Below are 23485 nucleotides of genomic sequence, written 5' to 3'. Positions count from 1 at the left end.
GATTACACGAACTCTTTTGTTTTTAATGAAGGGGCTAGCCATTTTAAGGTGTTTTTTAATTATGGGTGGGTGTTTTAAGTATAAAATCCATTAAGTGCGAAATCCATGACAGAAATAATATTTTTTTAAATAAAAGCCTTATTTTTGTCTCTTTTTCGTATAATAAGATTTAAGTTAGTATTGATAGTGGTGCGTTAAGATTTTTCAATCTTGTGCGATCAAATCAATATTTTTTAATAAGATCATAGCTTTAATATTCAAAATAGTATAAAAAGGAAAGTTATGTATGCGGCTCATCCTATTAAACCCCTAAAAGCCCCCAAACTCAAAATTCAATTTTTAAGGCGTGTGTTTGCGGGCGCGTCTATTAGGCGCTGGAATGATCAAGCATGCCCTTTGGAATTTGTGGAATTAGACAAGCAAGCCCATAAAGCGATGATTGCGTATTTGCTCGCTAAAGACTCAAAAGACAGGGGTAAAGATTTAGATTTAGATCTTTTAATCAAGTTCTTTTGCTTTGAATTTTTGGAGCGCTTGGTTTTAACCGATATTAAACCCCCTATTTTTTACGCCCTCCAACAAACGCACAGCCAAGAATTAGCCTCCTATGTCGCTCAAAGTTTGCAAGATGAAATCAGCACGTATTTTTCTTTAGAGGAACTCAAAGAGTATTTAAGCCACAGACCTCAAATTTTAGAAACTCAAATTTTAGAGAGCGCGCATTTTTATGCGTCTAAGTGGGAGTTTGATATTATTTATCATTTTAACCCCAACATGTATGGCGTGAAAGAAATTAAAGATAAAATTGACAAGCAACTCCACAATAATGAGCATTTGTTTGAAGGGCTTTTTGGGGAAAAAGAAGATCTAAAAAAATTGGTGAGCATGTTTGGGCAGTTGCGTTTCCAAAAGCGTTGGAGCCAGACCCCAAGAGTGCCGCAAACCAGTGTCTTAGGGCATACCTTATGCGTGGCGATTATGGGGTATTTGTTGAGCTTTGATTTAAAAGCTTGTAAAAGCATGCGGATCAATCATTTTTTGGGCGGGCTTTTCCATGATTTACCCGAGATTTTGACCCGAGACATTATCACGCCCATCAAACAAAGCGTTGCAGGGCTTGATAACTGCATTAAAGAAATTGAAAAAAAGGAAATGCAAAACAAAGTCTATTCCTTTGTTTCTTTAGGTGTTCAAGAAGATTTAAAATACTTCACCGAAAACGAGTTTAAAAACCGCTGCAAAGACAAGTCTAACAAAATCATTTTCACTAAAGACGCTGAAGAATTGTTTATGCTTTATAACAGCGATGAATATTTTGGGGTTTGCGGGGAGCTTTTAAAGGTGTGCGATCATTTGAGTGCGTTTTTAGAAGCCCAAATCTCTCTTTCTCATGGCATTTCCAGTAACGATTTGATTAAAGGGGCTCAAAACCTTTTAGAATTGCGATCCCAAACAGAACTGCTTGATTTGGATTTAGGGAAATTGTTTAGGGATTTCAAATAATGAACTATAAAGAATTATTAGAATTTAACGATTACGCTATGGATTTAACCACTCGCACAGCTCGTCATAGCACTGCTATTGAAAACAATCCTTTGAGCCTTGCTGAAACTATAAGTATTTTAACCACTGAATACATTCCTAGAGAAATGCCCCAAAGAGCTTTCTTTGAAGTGAAAAACTATCAAAACATGCTCTTCTTTCTATTAGAAAATCTGAATAAAGGACAAAGCGTTGATAGTTTTTTTATAAGAGAGTTGCATGGGATTTTAATGAATTTTTTACTCCCTAATAAGGGGGCTTTCAAAACGACTGATAATACCATTTTAGGAGCTAGTTTTGAAACGACCCCCCATTTTCAAGTGCCTATGGCTATGAAAGAATGGTGCGATAACCTCAATTATAAGATGAAGACCTTACAAGATAAAGAAGAAAAACTAAAAGTTATTTTAGAACAACACATTTTATTTGAAAGGATATACCCTTTTAGCGATGGTAATGGTAGGGTGGGCAGAATGCTAATCTTTTATAGCGTTTTAGAGCAAAACTTAATACCATTTGTGATCACCAAAGAACAAAAAGAGGCTTACATTAAGGCTTTAGACACGCGCAATACAGAAAGCTTATACCAACTCGCCAAAGTATCCCAAGAGTTTGAACTCACACGCATACAAGGGCAAATGGTATTAAATAAGAATAAGCCCTAAAATCATGGTTTTCAAGCGCGCATCAAATAGAGCCTTTTCCTCTCGCTTGAAGAAGCGATGTTGAGCAATTGGCGGTATTTGGTGATTGTTCTTCTTACCATTTTCAAATGGAATTTTTCTTCAATGAGTTCTAAAATCTTAGCGTCGCTCAAAGGCTCTTTTTTGTCTTCATTTTTAATCAATTCTAAAAGATAGTCTTTAATCACAGCGTTTGAAGTCTCGCTGTTGTCTAAGGCGGTGCTAAAGAAATGTTTAATAGGGAAAACCCCCCTTTCGCATGCCAAATATTTATTAGAAATGGCCCTTGAAATCGTGCTTACAGAGTGGTTAAACTCATTGGCTAAATCCAATAATTTTAAAGGACGCAATTTTTTACCCTTAAAAAAATCGTATTGATACTCTAAAAGCATGAGGCCGATTTTATAAATCGTGGCTTTTCTCAAATTTAGCGCATCAATCAAATCTTTAGCCTCTTTTAATTTTTCTTTTAAATAGCCGCTATCCTTAAAGCGATTTTCTTCTAAACTGATTGTCGGGTAGCTCTCATCATTCAAACGCACGATGATTTCATTATCCACTTCCAAAATAAAAAGCTCAGGAATGACTTCTATTTCTTTTTCTAAAAACTCAATGGCTGGGGGGTTTTTAAAGGATTTTAAAATCTTTAAAGCCTTTTCATAATAAAAATCTTTAGAAAATTCGTGGTGTTTTTCTAAATTTAAAATGATTTTTCGCGCTTCTTCATAAAGCTCATTATCATCTAATTCCCTACCCTCTAACTGGAATAAAAAGCTCTCTTTCACATCTCTAGCGCCAATGCCAGCGGGATTAAGGTAACTAAAACGCTGGCGCACTTTTTCATAAACTTCGCTCTCTACCCCTAAAATTCTGGCCCTTTCTTCAATGTTTTCTTCAAAATACCCTTCACTATCCAGCCCGCTGATAATATCCATAGCGATTTTTTGAGAGGTTTCAGTGGGAAAAAGGGGGGGAATGATTTGAGATTCTAGGGTTTCAAAAAGGCTTTTAGATGCGATTGCAAAATTTTCTAAATGATCGCTGCTCTTTTTAGCACTAAAACGATCGCTAAAATTTTTGATGCGTTTGTTTTCAATTTTGATTAAGGGGTTATCTAAAGCGTTTTGTTTCAACACTTCTTCTAAATCTTCAAGCTCGCTTTGTAAAATGGGGAGCCACCCTTTTAAGGTAGCGTTTAATTTGTTTTTGGGGCTAAGGTTTGCGCGTAAGATTGCCATGTCTATACCTTAAAATTTTCCCCTAAATAATACTTGCGCACCAAAGCGTTTTCATAAATTTCATTAGCGTTCCCGCTCGCTAAAAGCGTGCCGCTTTTAATCACATACGCCCTGTGACACACGCTCAAAGTCTCTCGCACATTGTGATCAGTAATCAACACGCCGATATTTAATCCAATCAAGCTTTCAATAATTTTTTGAATATCAATCACCGCAATCGGATCCACGCCCGCAAAAGGCTCATCTAATAGCACGAATTTAGGGTTTTTCATTAAAGCCCTAGCGATTTCTACACGCCTTCTTTCTCCCCCACTCAAGCTCATGCCCTTGCGCTCTCTTATGGCTTGGATATTAAAAGCATCAAGCAAGCTTTCCATTTTTTCTTCGCTCTCTTTAGAGTTTTTAAAAGTGCTCTCCCCTGCTAGGGCCAGATTCTCTTCCACGCTCAATTCTTTAAAAATGCTGGATTCTTGGGGCAAGTAGCCTATACCTAAATTAGAACGCTTGTGTAAGGGGTATTTAGCTAAATTCACATCGTTTAAATAAACGCTCCCCCCACTAGGCTCTAAAAGCCCGCATATCATGTAAAAGGTGGTGGTTTTACCCGCCCCATTAGGCCCTAAAAGCCCCACCACTTCGCCGCTTTTCACTTCTAAAGAAACATCTGAAACGATTTTGGTTTTTTTAATCTGTTTGTTTAAATGCTCTGCTTTTAAAATATCCATTCAAGCGACCCTTTAAGCGATCTTTATCGTATAAAAACGGCTGGTTGATTCGGTTTTGATTTCCACAACCTTAATAGCTAAATCGTATTTTTTTAAAATTTTTTCTAATTTTTCATCGCCCCATTCCACAAAATGAATCCCCTTTTCTAACAAGCACTCCAACATGCCAAGCTCCAAGCAAGCCTTTAAATCGCGCATGTAAAAATCATAATGGAACACGCTCTCGCTATAAGCATGCATCAAGCTAAAGGTTGGCGAAGTCGCTTGAATGTCTAAACCCAAGTGTTTCAAGCACGCTTGAACTAAAGTCGTTTTACCGCTCCCCACAACGCCTTTTAAAAGCACCACCCCCTTAAAATCATCTTTTAAAATTGCAGCCGCCACTTTGTCCAACTCGTCTAAATTCGCTCTCATAACAATTCCACGCTTTTGATTTCAAACTCGCTCTTAATTTCTTCAATCAGCTCAGAGTGGTTAGCCATGAATTCTTGCAACGCTGTTGGGGCTTCTTTGGGTTGGGTTTCTTGAACCTCTTTAGTGTCGTTTTCTTTCGTTTGAAGCGCTTTTCCAACCGCTTCTTTTTCATTTTCTTTCGTTTCAGCCGTCGTTTCAGTGGTTGGTTTGGGCTTTAAAGGGGGGAATTTAAACTCTTTAACCTCTTGAGTTTCTAGAGCGCTTTTATTTTCCAAATGATGTTTTAAAGCGATTTTGATATTTTCGCCCTTGCCAAAAACCCCATCAACGATACTTTTTACGATTTTAAATCGCTCTCTTAAAAGCTCTTTATCCTTATCAGCGGCTAAAGACTCCCAAGTCAAGGTTTTAGTCTGGCTGTCAAAATCAATGAAACGGATATTTTTTTCAAACACCGCCCCTAACTCATAGTTGCGCTCATAAACCAATATTTGAACTTGTTTGAAAAGGTTGTGAAAAATGCGATCTTTGGCTGAAAGCATGGGAGTTTGTGGGGTTTCTGTGTTCTCTCTTGTTTCTAGCTTTTCTCTTTTTTCTGTTCCCTCTATTCTTTCTGCTTGTTCTATTTTTTCTGTGCCTTTAAATTCTTGTTTAGGGGCGTTAGCGTTTTGATTTATTGGTTGAAAAGTGCTTTCTTTGGTTTGCTCTAATTCTACAATCGCATCATCTAGGGCTTTGAGTTTCAAGGCTTCTTTGAATTTCATTTTCAATAACAACAGCACAAAACTAGCATTTGCCCCTTCTTTTAAAAGGCTCAAACTGCTCATAATGATTTTAAAAAAGCGCTCTATCAAAAGGATGGAATAAGTATCAGGGCTTAACAATTTCGCTTTCAAAAAAAGCATCATTTCTTCTAAAACGCCCTCGGTTTCATAATTTTCTAAAATGGCATAACGCTCTTGCAATCGCGCTTCATCTTGGTTGATTAGGCTTTGGAAAAAATCTTCTAAAACGCTCCGATCAATCGCCCCTAACATTTCAGCCACCTTGCTTTCTGTGATAGCGTTATCGCAATAATTGATGGCTTGCTCTAAAAGAGTGATCGTATCTCTTAAGCTCCCCTGCCCGCTGTGAGCTAGTTTTTCTAACGCGCTGCTTTCATAGCTCACTTGTTCTTTTTCTAAAATGGTTTTTAAATGAGAAATAACGGAATTTTCAGGGATTTTTTTAAACCTGAAATGCTGGGTGCGACTGAGTATGGTAGCGGGCAATTTCAAAGCGTCCGTTGTCGCTAAAAGGAATTTCACATGGCTAGGAGGCTCTTCTAAAGTCTTTAAAAGCGCGTTAAACGCTTCAGTGGTGAACATATGCACTTCATCAATGATAAAGATTTTATAGCGCCCAAAGCTTGGTTTGTAGCGCGTTTGCTCTATGAGGTTACGGACATCATCAATCCCCCTATTAGACGCCCCGTCCATTTCTATAATATCTATGTGGTGGTTGTTTAAAGCGCTCTGGCATTGGATGCAAGTATCACAAGGCACGGCTTTTGGCCCTTCTTCACACATCAAAGCCCTAGCAAAAATCCTAGAAGAGCTGGTTTTGCCTGAACCTCTTAACCCGCTGAATAAATAAGCGTTAGCCAAACGCTGGTTGTCTAGGGCTAAAGAAAGCGTTTTAGCCACGCTCTCTTGACCGACTAGCTCGCTAAAATGTTTGGGGCGGTATTTTAACGCTAAAACTTGCATATTGATTGTAATCCTTAAAACTCATTTAGGAGTATTGTAATGCAAAATGACTTAAAACTAGCCCCTTTTTAGGTTTTACTCAATAACGCTAAAAAATCCCTAAATAAAGTAACGCTGAGCGTTCCCATGATAGCGGTTACAAAGAGATTCACGCCCATAAAGATTTTTTGGTTGTTTAAAAGTTTAGGGCCATAACGCAACGATAAAGCGCATAACAATAAAAGCCAAGAAAGAGCCGCCGATAAAGTGCCGGCTAGAAAGACAAATTTTTGAGCTAAGTTAAAAGACAAAGTGCTCGCGCCAATTAAAAACACCATCTCCAAATACACTTGAGGGTTGAGTAAGGTAACGCCTAAAGTGAATAATAAGGTCTTTTTTAAGGATAATTTTTTAGGGGTTTGGACTTGCTTCTTTTTAAAGGTTTGAAAAAGGGTTTTTAAAGCTAAAAAAGCGTAAAATCCAGTAAAAACCGCCCCAAATAAATTCAAAAACAAACTCAAATAAAGGTTTTTAGCGAAATAAGCCCCCACGCCAAACACGCCCATGCTCATTAACACTATATCGCACATAAAACACAGAGCGCAAATCAAAAACACATAATTCCTAGCCATGCCTCGCTCTATAATAAACAAGGATTGCGCCCCCACCGCCGCACACAAAGAAATCGCTAAACCAAAACCTTCTATAAAAACCACAAACATCTTGCTTAAGTCCTTTCACTCAAAATAAGCCAAAAACTACCAACGCCATGCAAACCAATCATTCAAAAGGGTATTTTAAAATTTTAGGGTTTAAAACGACCTTTATAAATAAAAATTAAATGATGATTGCACAAAATTTAAAAACCCCATTTTTACTACTCTTATCAGTGTTTGAGAATAAGTTTAAATTAACATGGTAGAATGCCAAAATTTGCTGTCGTTGTGCGGCAAAAATTTAGACAACAAGGAATTGGGAATGAGAAAGAGTTTGTCTTTTTGCCTGTTAGCTTTGCTTGGATTACAGGTTTTAGACGCTAGGGATTTTTCGCAACTCAAAAACGAAGAACTTTTAAAATTAGCAGGCACTCTGCCTTCTAATGAGGCGATTGATTATCGCATGGAAGTGTCTAAACGCCTTAAAGCTTTAAACGCTGAGGACGCTAAGAAATTCCGCGCGAATTTCAGCCGGATCGCTAGGAAGAATCTTTCCAAAATGAGCGAAGAGGATTTCAAAAAAATGCGTGAAGAAGTGCGTAAAGAATTAGAAGAAAAAACCAAAGGTTTGAGCACTGAAGAAATCAAGGCAAAAGGACTTAATGTGAGCGTTTGCAGCGGCGATACGAGAAAAGTTTGGTGTAGGGCTGTTAAGAAAAAAGACGAGCATTGCTCTCCTAAGTGAGATAAAATTTAATTTAAAAGGATAAAAAATGAAAAAAGCGTTGAAAATACTTTCTGTTGGTGCGTTGTTATTTGTGGCTTTGAACGCCAAAGATTTCAGCAAAACAAGCGATGAAGATTTGGCTAAAATGGCTGGTGTTGTCGCTCCGCAGGATATTGTGGATTACACAAAAGAGTTAAAAATGCGCATGAAAAAAATGCCTGAAGACAAGAGAAAGGCGTTTCATAAACAATTGCATGAATATGCAGTTAAAAACACAGACAACATGACCGTGGCGGATTTTGAAGCCCGCCAAAAAGCCATTAAAGAAGCGCTTAAAAAAGGCAACATGGAAGACATGGATGATGATTTTGGGTTGAGATCATGCAAGCATGGGAAAAAGCATAAACACCACAAACACGGTGGCCATGATAAACATGGCAAAGGGCATGACAAAGAACAAGGAAAAAAAGGTCACGATCATGATGATCATGGCGAAAATGAAAAATAAAGCTTAAACCACACCACTTTCTCTATCAAAGCTTCAAATCCTTTAAGCAGAAATCCTAAACGCTTTGAGCGTTTGGGATAAATGCGTTCTGTTAAGCGTTATCAAAATTCTGTTCTCATTAAATATTGCTTATAAAATTCAAAAGATGGTTTCATTATTACAAAAATTAACACTCTAAAGATAAATAGTTAAAAAACACCCCAAAATCTTTTTTTTTTTTTTGAAATCCAATAAATTTGTGGTAAAATCAAACGCATTGTAAATAAATTCTCATTTTGATACATTTTTTGCAATAAAACATTACTTTAAGGAACATTTTATGAAAAAAACGAAAAAAACGATTCTACTTTCTCTAACTCTTGCGTCATCATTGCTCCATGCTGAAGACAACGGCGTTTTTTTAAGCGTGGGCTATCAAATCGGTGAAGCGGTTCAAAAGGTGAAAAACGCCGACAAGGTGCAAAAGCTTTCAGACGCTTATGAACAATTAAGCCGGCTTTTAACCAACGACAATGGCACAAACTCAAAGACGAGCGCGCAAGCGATCAATCAAGCGGTTAATAATTTGAACGAACGCGCAAAAACTTTAGCCGGTGGGACAACCAATTCCCCTGCCTATCAAGCTACGCTTTTAGCGTTGAGATCGGTGTTAGGGCTATGGAATAGTATGGGTTATGCGGTCATATGCGGAGGTTATACCAAAAGTCCAGGCGAAAACAATCAAAAAAATTTCCACTACACCGATGAGAATGGCGATGGCACTACAATCAATTGCGGTGGGAGCACAAATAGTAATGGCACTCATAGTTCTAGTGGCACAAATACATTAAAAGCAGACAAAAATGTTTCTCTATCTATTGAGCAATATGAAAAAATCCATGAATCCTATCAGATTCTTTCAAAAGCTTTAAAACAAGCCGGGCTTGCTCCTTTAAATAGTAAAGGGGAAAAATTAGAAGCGCATGTAACCACATCAAAGTATCAACAAGATAATCAAACTAAAACGACAACTTCTGTTATTGATACAACTAACGATGCGCAAAATCTTTTGACTCAAGCGCAAACGATTGTCAATACCCTTAAAGATTATTGCCCCATGTTGATAGCGAAATCTAGTAATGAAAGTAGTGGCGGAGCTGCTACAAACACCCCTTCATGGCAAACAGCCGGTGGCGGCAAAAATTCATGTGCGACTTTTGGTGCGGAGTTTAGTGCCGCTTCAGACATGATCAAAAACGCGCAAAAAATCGTTCAAGAAACCCAACAACTCAGCGCCAACCAACCCAAAAATATCACCCAACCCCATAATCTCAACCTTAATACCCCTAGCAGTCTTACAGCTTTAGCTCAAAAAATGCTCAAAAACGCGCAATCTCAAGCAGAAATTTTAAAACTAGCCAATCAAGTGGAGAGCGATTTTAACAAACTTTCTTCAGGCCATCTTAAAGACTACATAGGGAAATGCGATGCGAGCGCTATAAGCAGTGCGAATATGACAATGCAAAATCAAAAGAACAATTGGGGGAACGGGTGTGCTGGCGTGGAAGAAACTCTGAATTCATTAAAAACAAGCGCCGCTGATTTTAACAACCAAACGCCTCAAATCAATCAAGCGCAAAACCTAGCCAACACCCTTATTCAAGAACTTGGCAACAACCCTTTTAGGAATATGGGCATGATCGCTTCTTCAACCACGAATAACGGCGCCTTGAATGGCTTTGGCGTGCAAGCGGGCTATAAGCAATTTTTTGGAGAAAAGAAAAGATGGGGGTTAAGGTATTATGGTTTCTTTGATTACAACCACGCCTATATCAAATCCAGCTTTTTTAATTCGGCTTCTGATGTGTGGACTTATGGGGTGGGTAGCGATTTATTGTTTAATTTCATCAATGATAAAAACACCAATTTCTTAGGCAAGAACAATAAGATTTCTTTTGGGCTTTTTGGAGGAATCGCCTTAGCAGGGACTTCATGGCTTAATTCTCAATTCGTGAATTTAAAAACCATCAGCAATGTCTATAGCGCTAAAGTGAATACGGCTAATTTCCAATTCTTATTCAATTTAGGCTTGAGAACCAATCTCGCTAGACCTAAGAAAAAAGATAGTCATCATGCGGCTCAACATGGCATGGAATTGGGCGTGAAAATCCCTACCATTAACACGAATTATTATTCTTACTTGGGAACTAAATTAGAATACCGAAGGCTTTATAGCGTGTATCTCAATTATGTGTTCGCTTACTGAGTGATTCAAGCTCTCTTCTTTAAGGGGGTTTAGAAAAAAGCACAACATCAAGCTTTTTATCGTTGATGATGAAATCTACAAAACTAACGGAGCGACAACAAACCCTAACGCCACGCTCAAAAACACGACTAAAACCCCAGGGATCAAAAACGCATGATCAAACACATAACGGCCCATTTTGGTGGTGCCGGTATAATCCATAGCGATCGCCCCTAGTAAAGTGGGGTAAGTGGGTAACACAAACAACGCCGAAACGCTCGCAAAGGAAGCCACGATAATATACAAATGCTCGGTATGATTAGCGCTAATGCCTAAGGCTGTGATCACGCTTGGGATGAGCGCTTTAGAGGTGGCAGCTTGCGAATACAAAAGCATGGAAGCCAAAAAGAGCGCTACGGCTAATAAAAACGGATAATCTGCAATCAAAAACGAAGCGTATCGCTTGATCTCATCTATATGATTGCTCACAAAAGTATCGCCTAACCACGCCACGCCTAACACGCACACGCACGCTTGCATGCCGGATTTAAACACGCTTGAATGGGCGATTTCATTAGCGTTGATTTTACAAAAAAGCGCAATGAGAGTCGCCACGCTCAGCATGAAAGACACGATCGCGTAATCTCTGCCTAAAACCACCGGGCTAATTAAAGCGATATTTTTGGAAATCGCGCTCGCATAAAAAACGATCGCTACAACCCCACCGATAAAAATCCATAGCGATAATTTCGCGCTTTTTGAGGTTTCTTTTTCTTCTTTGATTGTAGGGGGCGAAAAATTTCTTGCTTCCAAACGCTCTAAATAATTCGGGTCGCTGTCTAACTTTAAATTAGTAAAACCCATAATAAACGCCGTGAGCATGCATGCTAAAAAAGTCGTAGGGATCCAAACCGTTAAAAGGGTAAGATAATTTGCTCCTAAAGGCTCTAAAATGCCGCTCATAAACACCACCGCCGCGCTCACCGGGCTTGCAGTAATAGCGACTTGGCTAGAGACTACCGCTAAGCTTAAAGGCGCTTTGGGTTTAATATTTTGGCTCTGACTCACTTCCACAATCACCGGGATCAAGGAAAAAACCGTATGCCCAGTGCCGGCTAGTATCGTTAAAAAATACGCCACGCTTGGCGCGAGGTAGTTGATTTGCTTGGGGTGTTTCCTTAAAATTTTTTCAGCGATTTGGACTAAATAATCCAAGCCCCCCGCTTTTTGCATGGCACTAATAGCGCTAATGACTGCCATGATGATTAAAATCACATCAAAAGGGATTTTGCCCGGGTTTAGCCCCAAAAATAAGCATAAAACAAGCACGCCCAAACCCCCCGCATAGCCCACTCCCAAGCCCCCTAGCCTTGCCCCTAAAAAAAGCGAAAAAAGTAACACGATAATTTGAAAAAAGGCATCCACCATTAACCCTTTTTAAATTTATTTTAACGATGTTTTACTATACTATAAAATCTTTTAAATTTCAAAAGGTAGTCTATAATGAGAATGTTTTTGAAATTTTTGATTCTTTTACTTTGCTTGAAGGGGCAAGTCATGGCTCAAAATTTACCTACCATTGCTTTATTAGCGACAGGAGGGACGATTGCAGGGAGTGGCGCAAGCGCGAGTTTGGGCCGTTATAAGAGTGGTGAGTTGGGCATCAAAGAGCTTCTTAAAGCTATCCCTAGTCTTAACAAGATCGCTCGCATTCAAGGGGAGCAGATTTCTAACATCGGCTCACAAGACATGACTGAAGAGGTATGGTTCAAGCTCGCCAAACGCGCCCAAGAATTGCTAGATAATAGCCGCATTCAAGGCGTGGTGATCACGCATGGCACGGACACTTTAGAAGAGAGCGCGTATTTTTTAAACTTAGTTTTACGCTCCACAAAACCGGTGGTGTTAGTGGGAGCGATGCGTAACGCTTCTTCTTTGAGCGCGGATGGGGCTTTGAATTTGTATAACGCGCTGAGCGTAGCGACTAATGAAAAAAGCGCGAATAAGGGCGTGTTGGTGGTGATGGATGATAGTATTTTTAGCGCTAGAGAAGCGATTAAAACGCACACCACCCACACTTCCGCCTTTAAAGCCTTAAATAGCGGCGCGATAGGGAGCGTGTATTATGGTAAAGTGCGTTATTACATGCAACCTTTAAGAAAACACACGATAGAGAGCGAATTTTCTCTTTTAGAGCTAAAAACCCCCCTGCCTAAAGTGGATATTATTTACACGCATGCCGGCATGACCCCTGATTTATTCCAAGCAAGCCTAAACTCGCATGCAAAAGGCGTTGTGATAGCCGGGGTGGGTAATGGGAATGTGAGCGCTGGATTGTTAAAAGCGATGCAAGAAGCGAGCCAAATGGGGGTGGTTATTGTTCGTTCTAGCAGGGTAGGTAGCGGTGAGATTACTTCAGGCGAGATTGATGACAAGGCTTATGGTTTCATCACAAGCGACAATTTAAACCCCCAAAAAGCCAGGGTGCTTTTACAACTCGCTTTAACCAAAACAAACAATAAAGAAAAAATCCAAGAAATGTTTGAAGAGTATTAAACGATTCTCTTAGATCACCCAATTATCAAAGATAATTGGGTGATTTGGTTTATTTTGTTTTTGACTTTATTTTCATCAAATATTGATAACTATCAAAATAGATTTGATGAAGCTCCCCCTATTTTAAAAAGGAGATTTTTTAATAAGCAAACACATAATTGAGGTACACGCTATAAAGCCTTCTGTATTGCAATTGAGTGCCTAGAAAAGAATAATAATTCGTGGTAATGGTAGGGATTTTAATGCCTAATTCTATGCCATGTTGCGCAGAATGTTCGCTGTCTTTTTTCTTTTTTATAGCGAGATTCGTCCTCAAACCCAAATTGAACAAGAATTGGAAATTGGTAGCATTGACTTTCGCACTGTAAGGGTTATTGAACGCTGTTAAATTCACATATTGAGAATTAAGCCATGTAGTCCCCGCTAGTTGGATACCTCCAAAAAGACCCACGGAGAGCTTGTTGTTCTTTCTTGTGATACTATCGTTGATAATATTCACTAACAAATCGCTCCCACCGCCATAAGTCCATACATCAGAAGAAGAATTAAAAAAGCTGGATTTGATATAGCCGTGGTTGTAATCAAAGAATCCGTAATACCTTAATCCCCATCTTTTGCTTTCGCCAAAGAATTGCTTATAGCCCATTTGCACGCCAAGCCCGTTCAAAGCGCCGTTATTGTTTTGAGAACTGATCATGCCCACTTTTTTAAAGGGATTATTGCTCATCGCCGCTAAAGCTTGGTTAAGATTGGATTGCTGCTCTGGGTTGATTTGGTAGTTGTATTGGCCAGCTGCTGGGGCGTTTTTATCGTAAGGTAGCGTAACAATGTCTTTTGTATTGACTTGATTGTGCGGGAGTTTAGAAATCTCTTCGCTCAAATTATTAGCGTTGCTATAGGCGGTTACGATCTCTGCTTCATTGGATTTTAGGTTATAAACATCTTTAGCCACGCTTAAAGCCGCATCCACCCGATTACCATAATAACTCACATTGTTTTGGATTGTTTGAATTTCTTGGTTTAAATTCACCTCCTGTCTGTAAGGGTTAGTAGGCGTTGAACCCAAATTGGCTATTTTCAAATAAGCTTTCTCTAGATACTTATACTGCTCTGCAGGGATAGAACTAAAGAGGTTGAAAATGTCTTGAGCGTAAGAGATGACTTGCTTTTGGTTTTGAGCGAGATTGTAGATGTCTTTAGCGAATTTGGGGTTTGTTTGAGATCCTGTAGCTTGAGCTTGCAACTGAGTGGATAGGGTGTTGTTGCTTTGAGAAAGCGTAACCGCTTGTTGCAAGATAGGTATCATCGCCTTGATGTTGTTAAACACCGCATATTGCGTTGGGTAACCAGTGGATTTGATAGCACTGGATGTGTTTGAAACACCACTGATGACGATATTGCTCCACATCATAGCAGTTCTAGTGTTTGCGATTAAATCCATAAGCTTTTGCGCGGTTTCAAGAGCGTTGCTTACGGTTGAGCTTGGGTTTTGGCCTTCTGTTGTGGCGCATCCGGATAAAGCGCAAAGATTGTTCGCTTTAGTGGCAGCGTTTGTTTGAGCTGCTTGGAGGCTTTCAGCGAGCTTTTTCATCTCATCATAAGTGGTTTGATTCATGGCGCAGTTTTCAATTCCTGAGCAGTTTTTGACAATTGTTCCAAAAGGAGGGTTACCCTGAACATTAGCGGGTTTATCTCCATTACCCACAAAAAAAGTGAAGTAGTTCCCCGCATAAAGACTCCAAAAACCCAATACCGAAGTGATAACGGCTTGCACGGCGTTGAATATGGGCGATTGGGTGGTGCTGTTATAGTTGTTTTCGGTAAAGCTTTTTAAATAGTTTAAAGAGCTATTGACCAGCTCAATGTTGTTAGCGTTTTGAATGCTTTGCTTCAACGAAGCCACTTGATTTAAATACTGGTTTAATTGCTCGTATTTTTCGTTTAAGTTTTTCAATTCACCGGTGTTTTTGACCATTTGCACCGCTTCGCCGATTTGATAGCCCACGCCCACAAAAAAGCCGTTGTCTTCAGCGTTTAAGAGCGATGAAGCGAGAGAGAGAGAGTAGAATTGTCTTTTTCATAAAATGTTCCTTAAAGTAATGTTTTTATTGTAAGAATATCATGAAGTGATAATATATTTACAATGAACCTAATTTTACTATAAATTGATTGGATTTCAAAAAAAAAAAAAAAAAAGATTTTGGAGTATTTTAACCTATTTATCTTTGAAGCGTTGATTTTTGTAACGATAAAATGATTTTTTGAATTTTATTATCAGTGTTTAATGGGAACGAAACCAATCTTAAAACAAGAACGCGTAGCTGACAAAAACTTCTTTATTCCTAAAAACGCTGAAGTTTTGTCGGATCGTTTGTTGCTGCCACACATTGCTAGCGCCGAAGTTTTTCCAACTTTGCGCGCTCAAGCTATAATAAGGGATTTTTAACCCCACATTAAAGCGGTTGCGCTTGCCTATATACAAAGAACCCCCAAAATTCACAAAAAACCCCCCACCTGCGGCAAAAAATTTATCGTCTTGCTTCGTGTTTTGGTTTTGATATTTAGGACTCCACAATATGGCGTATTCCACCCCACCCCCACCAAACACGCCTATTTTAAAAAACAGCATTTTTTCTGTTTTTAAAGCGAGTTTTAAAAGGGTGTCTATAGGGAGATTGACAAACACATTCACGTTCAAACCAAACGCCATGAAATGCCCGTTATTGAAGAGAAAATCTTGAGGGTTTGGGGTTTTTTGCAAATTCAAAGAGCCTTGAGCGTTTGAAGCAGAATCGTAGGTTTTAATCGCGCTTGGGTTGTAATTCGCTTGGGATAAAAGGGTGTTACCCCCCACTTTTTGACCTAATTGCGCTTTAGCGTATTCTATATCCCCCCACACCCTTAAGCCTAAAATATGGTATTTATCAAAAGCTATTTCATCGCCTATTTGCCCGGTATAAGATAAGTTTTTACCCCCCTTATAATGGGCTTCTAATTTCTCGCCATAACACACGCTGCTAGGGCAAGTGGGGTTGTCTTTATAGGCTTGTTGCCACATGCTTGTGCGCGTATTAGCCCCTGTGCCTAGCCTAAAACCCAAATAAATGTGGTTTTTCGTTTTAAAAAAAGGCGTTTTTTCAGCACTATTGCCCCACAAAACCCCCAAACTGGCTAAAAAAACAAGCGCTTTCAAACGCTTTTTTGATTCAATTCTACCCATAATGGCACTTCACTTTGCAACATTTCTTGATTAAAAAATTCCTCTATGCTCTCTCGCATGCTCTTTATTTCTGTAAGGGTATTGACGCAGTTACGAAACGCGCTCGCTTGCATTTCGCCCTTAGCGTAAGCATGCAAGTTTTTCCTAAACATGATCACCCCCCTATCCCCATAAAACTCCACCATTTTATCAAAATGTTCTAAAACCAGATCTTTTTTCACGACTGCGGGCAATTTTGTGGTGTTGTTTCTGATTTGCCAAAATATCCATGGGGCTCTTAAGGCCGCTCGCCCTATCATTAGCCCATCCGCTTGCGTGATTTGCAAAACTTCAAAGGCTTTTTTCACGCTGTCAATTTCGCCATTAGCTATCACAGGCTTTTTTAAAATCTTTTTCATTAAAGCGATGCTTTCATAATCTATTTTGTCTTTTTGATACCTATCGCTTCGTGTCCTCCCATGCACCACCACATAATCCACCGGCGCATCATTTAAGGCATGAGCGATTTCTTTAGGGATTTTTTTTTCAAAACCTAAACGCACTTTCACGCTTGTGATTTTTTTATTGGTGTTTTCTCTAATCACTTTTAAAAGCTTCACCAAGTGGTTTAAATCCTTTAATAGCCCGCTCCCGTTACCATGATTAGCCACTTTAGGAGCGGGACAACCGCAATTAAAATCAATCCCGCTCACATGCTCTAAAGCATTGATTTTCTCCACCGCTTCTTTGACTACGCCCTCTTTAGAGCCTGAAATTTGCGCCATGAAATGATCTTCTAAAGGGGATTTTTCTAACATTTTAGAAGTTTTATCAAACGCATACACCAACGAATGCGAGCTCACCATTTCGCTTGTGGTAACATCCACGCCAAATTTTTTCACCACGCTCCTAAAAGGCAAATCCGTATAGCCTGCTAGAGGGGCTAGAAAAAGCCATTTTTTATTTTTAAAGTCCATTCGCTCTCATACCAAAGTTTTTTGCTGTATTTTGACACAATCAAGGTTAAAAAGCGCTTTAAAAATTAGCGCTTGATTAAAATGAAGCTTTTTTATAGATTGATTAAACTCTGTTTGAAACGGGTTAAAAAATCATGCGTTGGTTGTTTTAAAAACTCTGCGTATAAAACAGGCCGTAAGCGTTTAGGGATATCCAACCTCCTGGCTCTGTCTTTAAAATCCTTTGGCATGCTTAAAGTTTTTGGGGGTTTAAGGGCGATAAACACATGCTCTTTATCGCTTTCAATGATGAATTTTTGAGCGATTTCTAAGCTAAAAAAATGGCGCTTGATTTCTTCTTTTTGAGAAAAACTCAACACATACCCCTTTTGCTTTAAGATTTTATCCACCATAAACAGCGCGTTTTGCGAACGCTTAAAAAAAGTGATCCCATGCATTTGTGAAATAGGCGTCAAAGGATAAAGCCGCTCTTTTTCTTGATCCAAAAATTTAAAACTTTGGATAATGCCCTTAGAATAATCTTGCATCAAGGCGTTAGCGTAATTTTTCCTGAAAAAATTGCGTTTGAATTTTAAAGAAGAATTAGAATCGTCTTCAAAAAATTTTTGATCTTTAGCGAGCGTTTTAAGGGTGTCTTTAGGGGTGTAAAGCAGGGGGCGAACAATCGCATAAAATCCTCTTTTTTCATAAGCTTGAAAGCTTAAAAGCGTGTTTAATCCGGCGCCTTTGCTCAATTGCATCAAAAACCATTCCAGTCTGTCATTCAAATGGTGCGCTAAAATCAAATGCTTGTAAGAATGCTCTCTCATTAGGGTTTCAAAAAAATCATAACGGATCTTTCTCGCTTGCATTTCAAAATTGCGCTCAATCTTTGGAGCGTAATGGATATGGCATTTTTTATGGTGTGTTTGGGCGAGTTTTTGAGCGTGCTGGATGATTTCAAGGCGTTGTTTTTGCGTGTTATAATCCACTAAAGCGATGTCAAAAGCGATATTTTCTCCAACTAAAAGAAAAAACAAGCAAGTAGAATCCAACCCACCCGAAAAACCCAATAAATTTTTCCCCTCTCTTAAAGGCTCTAAATAGGTTTTAAAATCTCGCATTACACGATCGGCACTGGGCTTGATAGAGCGTCTTTTTTCATGCAATTTTTCATGCCATTTCCTTGCGAGTCAGAATGCTCTTCAACAAGCTTGTGCCTTCTATGCCTAAAATTTCATTCCTGAGTTTTTCCACTTCATGCAAACTCGGAGCTTTTTTATGGACGGCTTCATTGCGGATCTCTTGAATGAGACTTAGGCTTCTTGAAAAAGGATAATTGATGAATCTTTTTAAGTTTTCTTCTAAATGGCATTGGATTTTTTCGTGTCTGAGTAAAAATTTAACGCTCCCAAGATTAGGCTTTTGAGTGAAGAAATCTTCAAGTATCAAAGATTTTCCTTGGACTTTATAAGCTAAATCATAAAGGCTGGGATCGTTTTTGCAAGCCTTTAAAAGAACTTGTTTGGCAAAAGTATAAATTTCGTATTCTAAGGTTTTGGAGTATTTGACGATGATGCTGGTAAAATCATTCAAAAGATCGTTTTCGCTTTGTAAAAGCTCTAATTCGGCATGAATGATGTTATTGATGCTATCAGGGTGTAAGAGGTAAAAAAGCCTTTTGCCAAAAACAAAACGCATGAAATTTTCTTGCATGGTTAAATATTCTTTGCTTTTATACACGCTCAGATAATGCTTTTCATCGCCTAAAAAATAAGAACGCTCTTCTTTTAACTTTACCGGCAAAGGATAGACATAATTATTCCCATAAATAGCGTAAGTGTGGTTGTTTGGCGCGATGAAATTGACTAAAAATTGATCCCTTAAAAGGCTGAAGTCTTCCCTGACTAATTCCCTTAAATCGCTGATAACAAAAAAGTCTTCCACTTCCAAATTTTTTTCTTCATAATAGCTAGGGATCAAACTCTCATCAATCTCTTTAGAAACCTTTATCACCTTAGCGGCAAATAAATTAGCGTAATCGGTCAAAAAAAGCTGCAAAAAATTTTTTTCATTGGTGGCTTTGTAAATTTCTTCTAAAGAGTCGTGCTTTTCTTGATCGTTGAGCTTTGATCGGATTTTACCAAAGCCCACTTGGGATTTTTCCTGTAAAACGCTTAAATGTTGTTGGATGACATCTTTTTGATAATAAGGGTTATAAAGGATTAAAAGGTGGTTCATGCCTTGTCTTATTTTAGGATTTCTTTGAGGTTTTGTTTGATCTCGTCAGGATTTTGTTCGTATTCTTGGATGAGATCTTTTAAAATTTCAAACAATTCGTCAAAATCTTGCGGGTGCTCTTTCTTAAATTTCACTACCAAATCCAAAGCTTCACAAGCGTTATTCAATGGATCTTTATCGTCATTGAAAGCGTCTTTGATACCCAAAACCATCTTGGTAATGCGAGCGCTTTGCATGGGGCTTGAAATGCGTTTGAATATAAAGCCTTTGAATGCGTTGGCAAGCTTAAAAGATGCGCAAATTTTAGAAAACATCGCCTTTCCTTATTGAAATATTTAAAATACCGCTTGTTGGATTAGCCCGTTTCAAGCCTAGCTAAAAAGCTTTTTTGATGCGTTTTTGAAATTCTAACATAAATTCAGTTCATTCCTCTTCAGGCTCAACATCTATGAAATCTTCACCCTTGATGAAATCTTCGCCAGTTTGAATCCATTTTTCCAGACCTTGAGTGCACTCTTGCGTTTTTTTAACGCTTTCTTCGCATGCTTGAATACATTCTTCCAGTTCAAACACCATTGGGAAACATGTTTGTTTGAATCTGGTTTCATCATTGATGAGAGCTAAGATTTCTTGTTTTTGTCCGTCAAAATTAGATTTCATTTCTTCTTTAGCTTTTTCAAGTTTTTCTATTTTTTGGCTTTCTTTCCAAGAATCCCACACTTCAAAAGCAAGACCGATAAGCGGCAAAGCTTTGTTCAAATTGCCTGCCAATTTGACAGCGCCCCAAGGTTTGAATTTCAAAGCCAAATCTATGCCCACAAATTTTCCCGCAGCCACTATCCCGTCTCTAGCCAGTTTAATGTTAGTTGCATTGATAAAACCGCTTTGTTTTAAAAGATTGATTCCAATTTTTCCAAATGCTCCGGCATGCTTTTCAAAAAAACTCATATCGGCATTAAAACCAGTTTCAATTTTAGAAATTTCATTTACAATCCCTTGCGTTTGCCTTTCAAATGCATTTTGGACTTTTGTTTCTATATTGATACCTTTATCGCCTATTTCTCTTATAACAAAATCATTAAAGGTTTCTAGGCTAGTGCCAGAAACTTGAAGGATGAGATCGCTAAAATACCTTATTATAAATTCTCTTAAATGAATGCGGGCTTGAGAAATTTCTCCACTTAATTTTTGAATCTCTTTTCGCCTTTTTTCAAGCGTTTTATTCAAATATTCCATTTCTCTATTAATATCTTGCAACGCTTGTTTTGCGGGCGGCATTTGCCTATAGACCACATCTTGAATGACGCTTTTTTTGGCTTCTTCTATGATGGTTAATTTCCCTCCATTTTCTTTAATCTTTTTTTGCGTCGCATCTTGCAGAGTTTTGATGTGCGAAAGCTTTTGGAATTCTTCTTGATGCTTTAGCCAGTGTTCCACCCCCAAATCAAAAGGGTTTGCCGCAACAGCGACAATAATCAAACTTTCTTTTTCTTCTTCGCTTAAAGAAATCAGCTCATTCAGTCGGTTTTGGATGTTTTCTTTTTTGATCTTAAATCTTTTGTTGTAATCTTCTTCATCTTCAATATCCGCTTCTTCATCAAAACGGCTGATGACAAATATCGTCCTGGATAAAAGATTGAGCGTTCTGAACAACCAATTCAAATCGTCCTTATGGCTTTCTTTGATAGGGTTTGACGGGTTGAGCGTGTATAAAATGAGATGGGCTTCGCTGACATATTTTTTCGTAATATCTTTATAGCGTTCTATTTTGCCGCTATCAGTTATTTTTTCTTTAAACCCGAATAGTCCCGGGGTGTCAACCAGCTCAATTTCATCATCTATGTCATAGATTTTAACTGCATCGCTTGATTCTTGATGGTCTATCTTCATGCTCTTGTCTAGCCGCTCGATCCAAGCTGCCACTATGGATGTTTTCCCTTCAGAAAAACCTCCCACCAACGCCACTTTCAGTTTTTGACCGGCAACATTTTCCATCGCATTACGGATTTTTTCTTTGAGGGACTCTTTAATCTTGATGCCGTATTCTTCGCCAGTACAGACAAAATCAAGTAATTTTTTAAGATTTTCTTGATTCCTCTTTTGATTTCTTTTAAATTGTTCTAGTGCTTCATTCTTCATTGCATGCTCCTTGTTTTGATGTTATGAGAGATGTATCCTAATCTTTCATGGGCTTCTTCCAATTGTCTTTTCATGCGTTCGTAATTATCAACAGGTCTAAGATTGGCTTTGAGTTTTTCAATCTTTTCCCATATGTCTTTTTTGCGACTTTCAAGTCGGCTTTTCACATCCTGCACAATTTTTTCACAAATTTGATGCAAATTCTTATCCACTTCTTTTTTTTGTTGGGATCTTTGATATCTTGAACTAAAAAAGCTCCATATTGATCTGGCTATTCCAACTAATCCTGTAATAATCCCTGCGGTCAGAGTAAACCAACCCATAGGATTCCAAGCGTTAAATATCCCAAGCAAACCCAAACCTCCTATTGAAGTGGCTAATTTTGTTCCATCAATGCCGCTATCAGTATCAAAATTAAGATTAAAGCCTCTATCAATACTGATGCGCTCTAACGTTATTAGAGAATCTTTAATTCTGTATTCAAGTTGTTTAATAGCTTCTTTTATCTCTCCATCAAATCGTTTCTCACATTCTTTAAACCGCCATTTTATGTTTCCCCACAATATTTCAATTCCTTGAATGAGTTCATTTTTAAAAATTTCTTTACATTCCTCATCTTCAATATTTTTGTTAATATGCGCATACATTTTTTCTCTCAAGTCAGATTTGAATTGATCGATTTCGTAGAACGCTGAATTGGTTAAATTTAATATAAATTTTTCTGTAGAACGATCCAGATTATAGCGGACTTCTTGTTGGTGTTCTTGTGCTTCTTTAATCATTGGATCGATCCGTTTTTCAATCGTAATTTCGATCGCCTTTTGCAATTGTTCTACCACTTTTAAGGCTTTATTGCAGTTTGATTGAATGATTTTGGCGCGCGAGTTTTTAAGAAGCTCTTCGGCTATAAATTCTGCTAATGGTTTGAAATGGGATTGATACAATAATTCTTCTGCTTTAAAATCTTTTAGAAATTTTTGTTTGTTTTTATCAAAATCAGTCCCTGGGATCAAAGCCTGTGAAAGGCCATAAAAAGCCACTTGGGTGCTCACTGCTTTATAGCCCTTGTAGTGCTCGCCTAAAATGTTTTTCATCTTTTTATTTAAAATTTTTAAGCTTTCTTTTTCGCTTTCATTAATAAGCCTATCTTTTAAAGCTCTTGGGCTATTAATCGGTTTGTTGAAAATCGCCCATACCTCTGTTTGCAAACCGAGTTGTCTTTGGATTTTTTCAATCGTTCCCCTTTTCCCTTCTTCTCCTTTTTGCGGAGGATTAGGCGTTTTGGTAACATAAAAAATAGCATGGGCTTTTTGCGTTGCGTTAGAAATCTGATCGATCACTTTTTTTTCATTGCCTTCTATCCCTGGCACATCCAACAAAACAAAATTTTGATGGTTGTATTGGAAAGAATAAGATCGTGTTTTTAAAGTGAAATCGCTCCTCCCATCGCCTATGATCGCTCCATCTTGCAATGAATGAAGTTCGTTTAAAATAGCTTGTTTGTTGCGTTCATCATTTTGATAGTTGTTTTGGTAATTGGAATAAAGCCGCTTGAATCGTTCTTGTTGAACTACTTTGCCTTGTTCTTTAAAAAACATCCTCAAGCATTCAATGAGGGTTGATTTCCCCGCACCGGTTTCCCCATAAAAAGCAATGGTAAAATTTTCCCACTCTTCATTATTTTTTAAACTTTCAAGCTCTTTTAAACTTTCACGCTCTAATTTTTGAAACACCTCCAACGCTTCTTGATTGAATCGCTTTAGTTTTTTATCTTTATCATCAGTGTTTTTAAAAATACTTTGAAGATCTTTAATGCTCTTTTCTACGCCAAGATAAATGTCTTTCATTTTTGCATGCCTCAAGCGGATTTTTCTCGTGCATTTTAACAAAAAAAAAACGCAAACCCCCACGCTCTAACTACGCTCTAGCCGCGCTTTTAGTCTTATGGCT

Annotated in this window: 19 protein-coding genes and 1 pseudogene; 6 read left to right on the top strand and 14 right to left on the bottom strand. The window is 38.3% G+C overall.

What is annotated here, in order from left to right; all coding sequences use genetic code 11:
- Window positions 1-282: 282 nt before the first annotated feature.
- Both I6852_RS04825 and I6852_RS04820 read left to right on the top strand, forming a co-directional pair.
- Window positions 283-1503, top strand: a complete 1221-nt coding sequence (locus tag I6852_RS04825) for an HD domain-containing protein (RefSeq protein WP_197291239.1) — start codon at window positions 283-285, stop codon at window positions 1501-1503.
- Window positions 1503-2207: a Fic family protein gene (locus tag I6852_RS04820; protein WP_197291240.1), complete on the top strand. Its 705-nt coding sequence runs from the start codon at window positions 1503-1505 to the stop codon at window positions 2205-2207. Before I6852_RS04825 ends, I6852_RS04820 begins: the two co-directional genes overlap by 1 nt.
- Window positions 2208-2218: 11 nt before the next feature.
- Here I6852_RS04820 and I6852_RS04815 read toward each other — a convergent pair whose 3' ends face one another.
- The 5 genes from I6852_RS04815 to I6852_RS04795 all read right to left on the bottom strand — a co-directional run bounded on the left by I6852_RS04815 (window position 2219) and on the right by I6852_RS04795 (window position 7051).
- A complete protein-coding gene (locus tag I6852_RS04815; protein WP_197291241.1) occupies window positions 2219-3463 on the bottom strand; it encodes an RNA polymerase factor sigma-54 in 1245 nt (414 codons plus the stop codon).
- Between the two features lie 2 nt (window positions 3464-3465).
- Window positions 3466-4188, bottom strand: coding sequence for an LPS export ABC transporter ATP-binding protein (lptB, locus tag I6852_RS04810; protein WP_000353241.1), 723 nt, complete (start codon window positions 4186-4188; stop codon window positions 3466-3468).
- A 12-nt stretch (window positions 4189-4200) separates the two neighbouring features.
- Window positions 4201-4602 carry a tRNA (adenosine(37)-N6)-threonylcarbamoyltransferase complex ATPase subunit type 1 TsaE gene (tsaE, locus tag I6852_RS04805; protein WP_001202505.1) on the bottom strand — a complete coding sequence of 134 codons (402 nt, stop codon included), beginning with the start codon at window positions 4600-4602 and terminating at the stop codon, window positions 4201-4203.
- Entirely contained in the window at window positions 4599-6350 is a 1752-nt protein-coding gene (locus I6852_RS04800; protein ID WP_197291242.1) for a DNA polymerase III subunit gamma/tau, read from the bottom strand. Before I6852_RS04800 ends, tsaE begins: the two co-directional genes overlap by 4 nt.
- A 68-nt stretch (window positions 6351-6418) precedes the next feature.
- Complete coding sequence (locus I6852_RS04795; protein ID WP_197291243.1) at window positions 6419-7051, bottom strand: LysE family transporter; 633 nt, start codon at window positions 7049-7051, stop codon at window positions 6419-6421.
- 256 nt (window positions 7052-7307) lie between these two features.
- On the opposite strand from I6852_RS04795, the gene I6852_RS04790 reads away from it, so the two are divergent.
- The 3 genes from I6852_RS04790 (at window position 7308) to hopQ (ending at window position 10465) form a co-directional block, all read left to right on the top strand.
- Window positions 7308-7730: a DUF1104 domain-containing protein gene (locus I6852_RS04790; RefSeq protein WP_197291350.1), complete on the top strand. Its 423-nt coding sequence runs from the start codon at window positions 7308-7310 to the stop codon at window positions 7728-7730.
- 28 nt (window positions 7731-7758) lie between these two features.
- The gene (locus I6852_RS04785; protein WP_197291244.1) at window positions 7759-8220 is read left to right on the top strand and encodes a sialic acid-binding protein; all 462 of its coding nucleotides are present in this window, start codon (window positions 7759-7761) and stop codon (window positions 8218-8220) included.
- A 319-nt stretch (window positions 8221-8539) separates the two neighbouring features.
- On the top strand, window positions 8540-10465 hold the full coding sequence (gene hopQ / locus I6852_RS04780; RefSeq protein WP_197291245.1) for a Hop family adhesin HopQ: 1926 nt from the start codon (window positions 8540-8542) through the stop codon (window positions 10463-10465).
- A gap of 75 nt (window positions 10466-10540) precedes the next feature.
- On the opposite strand, the gene I6852_RS04775 is transcribed toward hopQ, so the two are convergent.
- The gene (locus I6852_RS04775) at window positions 10541-11872 is read right to left on the bottom strand and encodes an anaerobic C4-dicarboxylate transporter (protein WP_197291246.1); all 1332 of its coding nucleotides are present in this window, start codon (window positions 11870-11872) and stop codon (window positions 10541-10543) included.
- Window positions 11873-11947: 75 nt separating this feature from the next.
- Here I6852_RS04775 and I6852_RS04770 point away from each other — a divergent pair, with 75 nt between their 5' ends.
- The gene (locus I6852_RS04770) at window positions 11948-13000 is read left to right on the top strand and encodes a type II asparaginase (protein ID WP_197291247.1); all 1053 of its coding nucleotides are present in this window, start codon (window positions 11948-11950) and stop codon (window positions 12998-13000) included.
- Window positions 13001-13139: 139 nt separating this feature from the next.
- On the opposite strand, the pseudogene sabA reads toward I6852_RS04770, so the two are convergent.
- The 8 genes and pseudogenes from sabA to I6852_RS04730 form a co-directional block, all read right to left on the bottom strand.
- A pseudogene (gene sabA / locus I6852_RS04765) lies at window positions 13140-15081 on the bottom strand (Hop family adhesin SabA/HopD).
- Window positions 15082-15302: 221 nt separating this feature from the next.
- Window positions 15303-16220, bottom strand: a complete 918-nt coding sequence (locus I6852_RS04760; RefSeq protein ID WP_197291249.1) for an outer membrane beta-barrel protein — start codon at window positions 16218-16220, stop codon at window positions 15303-15305.
- On the bottom strand, window positions 16190-17176 hold the full coding sequence (locus I6852_RS04755) for a tRNA dihydrouridine synthase (protein ID WP_197291250.1): 987 nt from the start codon (window positions 17174-17176) through the stop codon (window positions 16190-16192). The genes I6852_RS04760 and I6852_RS04755 overlap by 31 nt, the downstream gene beginning before the upstream one ends.
- 92 nt (window positions 17177-17268) lie before the next feature.
- Window positions 17269-18279: a tRNA lysidine(34) synthetase TilS gene (gene tilS, locus I6852_RS04750; protein WP_197291351.1), complete on the bottom strand. Its 1011-nt coding sequence runs from the start codon at window positions 18277-18279 to the stop codon at window positions 17269-17271.
- A 49-nt stretch (window positions 18280-18328) separates the two neighbouring features.
- Window positions 18329-19396 (bottom strand): HP0729 family protein, encoded by a 1068-nt coding sequence (locus tag I6852_RS04745; RefSeq protein ID WP_197291251.1) that lies wholly within the window; start codon window positions 19394-19396, stop codon window positions 18329-18331.
- Window positions 19397-19404: 8 nt separating this feature from the next.
- A complete protein-coding gene (locus tag I6852_RS04740; protein ID WP_331458662.1) occupies window positions 19405-19656 on the bottom strand; it encodes a hypothetical protein in 252 nt (83 codons plus the stop codon).
- 163 nt (window positions 19657-19819) lie between these two features.
- Window positions 19820-21535, bottom strand: coding sequence for a LeoA/HP0731 family dynamin-like GTPase (locus I6852_RS04735; RefSeq protein WP_197291252.1), 1716 nt, complete (start codon window positions 21533-21535; stop codon window positions 19820-19822).
- Window positions 21532-23382, bottom strand: a complete 1851-nt coding sequence (locus tag I6852_RS04730) for a GTPase family protein (RefSeq protein ID WP_197291253.1) — start codon at window positions 23380-23382, stop codon at window positions 21532-21534. Before I6852_RS04730 ends, I6852_RS04735 begins: the two co-directional genes overlap by 4 nt.
- Between the last annotated feature and the right edge of the window lie 103 nt (window positions 23383-23485).

It is taken from the genome of Helicobacter pylori (assembly GCF_015904775.1).
In the GTDB taxonomy this organism is placed as follows: Bacteria; Campylobacterota; Campylobacteria; order Campylobacterales; family Helicobacteraceae; genus Helicobacter; species Helicobacter pylori_DM.
This window is presented reverse-complemented; position numbering and strand designations above follow the sequence as displayed.

What these genes read in the sequence shown, in the direction of transcription:
- I6852_RS04770 (WP_197291247.1), top strand. Translation starts at nt 11,948, where the DNA reads ATGAGAATGTTTTTGAAATTTTTGATTCTTTTACTTTGCTTGAAGGGG.
- I6852_RS04785 (WP_197291244.1), top strand. Translation starts at nt 7,759, where the DNA reads ATGAAAAAAGCGTTGAAAATACTTTCTGTTGGTGCGTTGTTATTTGTG.
- I6852_RS04815 (WP_197291241.1), bottom strand. Translation starts at nt 3,463, where the DNA reads ATGGCAATCTTACGCGCAAACCTTAGCCCCAAAAACAAATTAAACGCT.
- lptB (WP_000353241.1), bottom strand. Translation starts at nt 4,188, where the DNA reads ATGGATATTTTAAAAGCAGAGCATTTAAACAAACAGATTAAAAAAACC.
- I6852_RS04790 (WP_197291350.1), top strand. Translation starts at nt 7,308, where the DNA reads ATGAGAAAGAGTTTGTCTTTTTGCCTGTTAGCTTTGCTTGGATTACAG.
- I6852_RS04825 (WP_197291239.1), top strand. Translation starts at nt 283, where the DNA reads ATGTATGCGGCTCATCCTATTAAACCCCTAAAAGCCCCCAAACTCAAA.
- tsaE (WP_001202505.1), bottom strand. Translation starts at nt 4,602, where the DNA reads ATGAGAGCGAATTTAGACGAGTTGGACAAAGTGGCGGCTGCAATTTTA.
- I6852_RS04795 (WP_197291243.1), bottom strand. Translation starts at nt 7,051, where the DNA reads ATGTTTGTGGTTTTTATAGAAGGTTTTGGTTTAGCGATTTCTTTGTGT.
- I6852_RS04735 (WP_197291252.1), bottom strand. Translation starts at nt 21,535, where the DNA reads ATGAAGAATGAAGCACTAGAACAATTTAAAAGAAATCAAAAGAGGAAT.
- tilS (WP_197291351.1), bottom strand. Translation starts at nt 18,279, where the DNA reads ATGCGAGATTTTAAAACCTATTTAGAGCCTTTAAGAGAGGGGAAAAAT.
- I6852_RS04800 (WP_197291242.1), bottom strand. Translation starts at nt 6,350, where the DNA reads ATGCAAGTTTTAGCGTTAAAATACCGCCCCAAACATTTTAGCGAGCTA.
- I6852_RS04755 (WP_197291250.1), bottom strand. Translation starts at nt 17,176, where the DNA reads ATGGACTTTAAAAATAAAAAATGGCTTTTTCTAGCCCCTCTAGCAGGC.
- I6852_RS04745 (WP_197291251.1), bottom strand. Translation starts at nt 19,396, where the DNA reads ATGAACCACCTTTTAATCCTTTATAACCCTTATTATCAAAAAGATGTC.
- I6852_RS04760 (WP_197291249.1), bottom strand. Translation starts at nt 16,220, where the DNA reads ATGGGTAGAATTGAATCAAAAAAGCGTTTGAAAGCGCTTGTTTTTTTA.
- I6852_RS04730 (WP_197291253.1), bottom strand. Translation starts at nt 23,382, where the DNA reads ATGAAAGACATTTATCTTGGCGTAGAAAAGAGCATTAAAGATCTTCAA.
- I6852_RS04775 (WP_197291246.1), bottom strand. Translation starts at nt 11,872, where the DNA reads ATGGTGGATGCCTTTTTTCAAATTATCGTGTTACTTTTTTCGCTTTTT.
- I6852_RS04820 (WP_197291240.1), top strand. Translation starts at nt 1,503, where the DNA reads ATGAACTATAAAGAATTATTAGAATTTAACGATTACGCTATGGATTTA.
- hopQ (WP_197291245.1), top strand. Translation starts at nt 8,540, where the DNA reads ATGAAAAAAACGAAAAAAACGATTCTACTTTCTCTAACTCTTGCGTCA.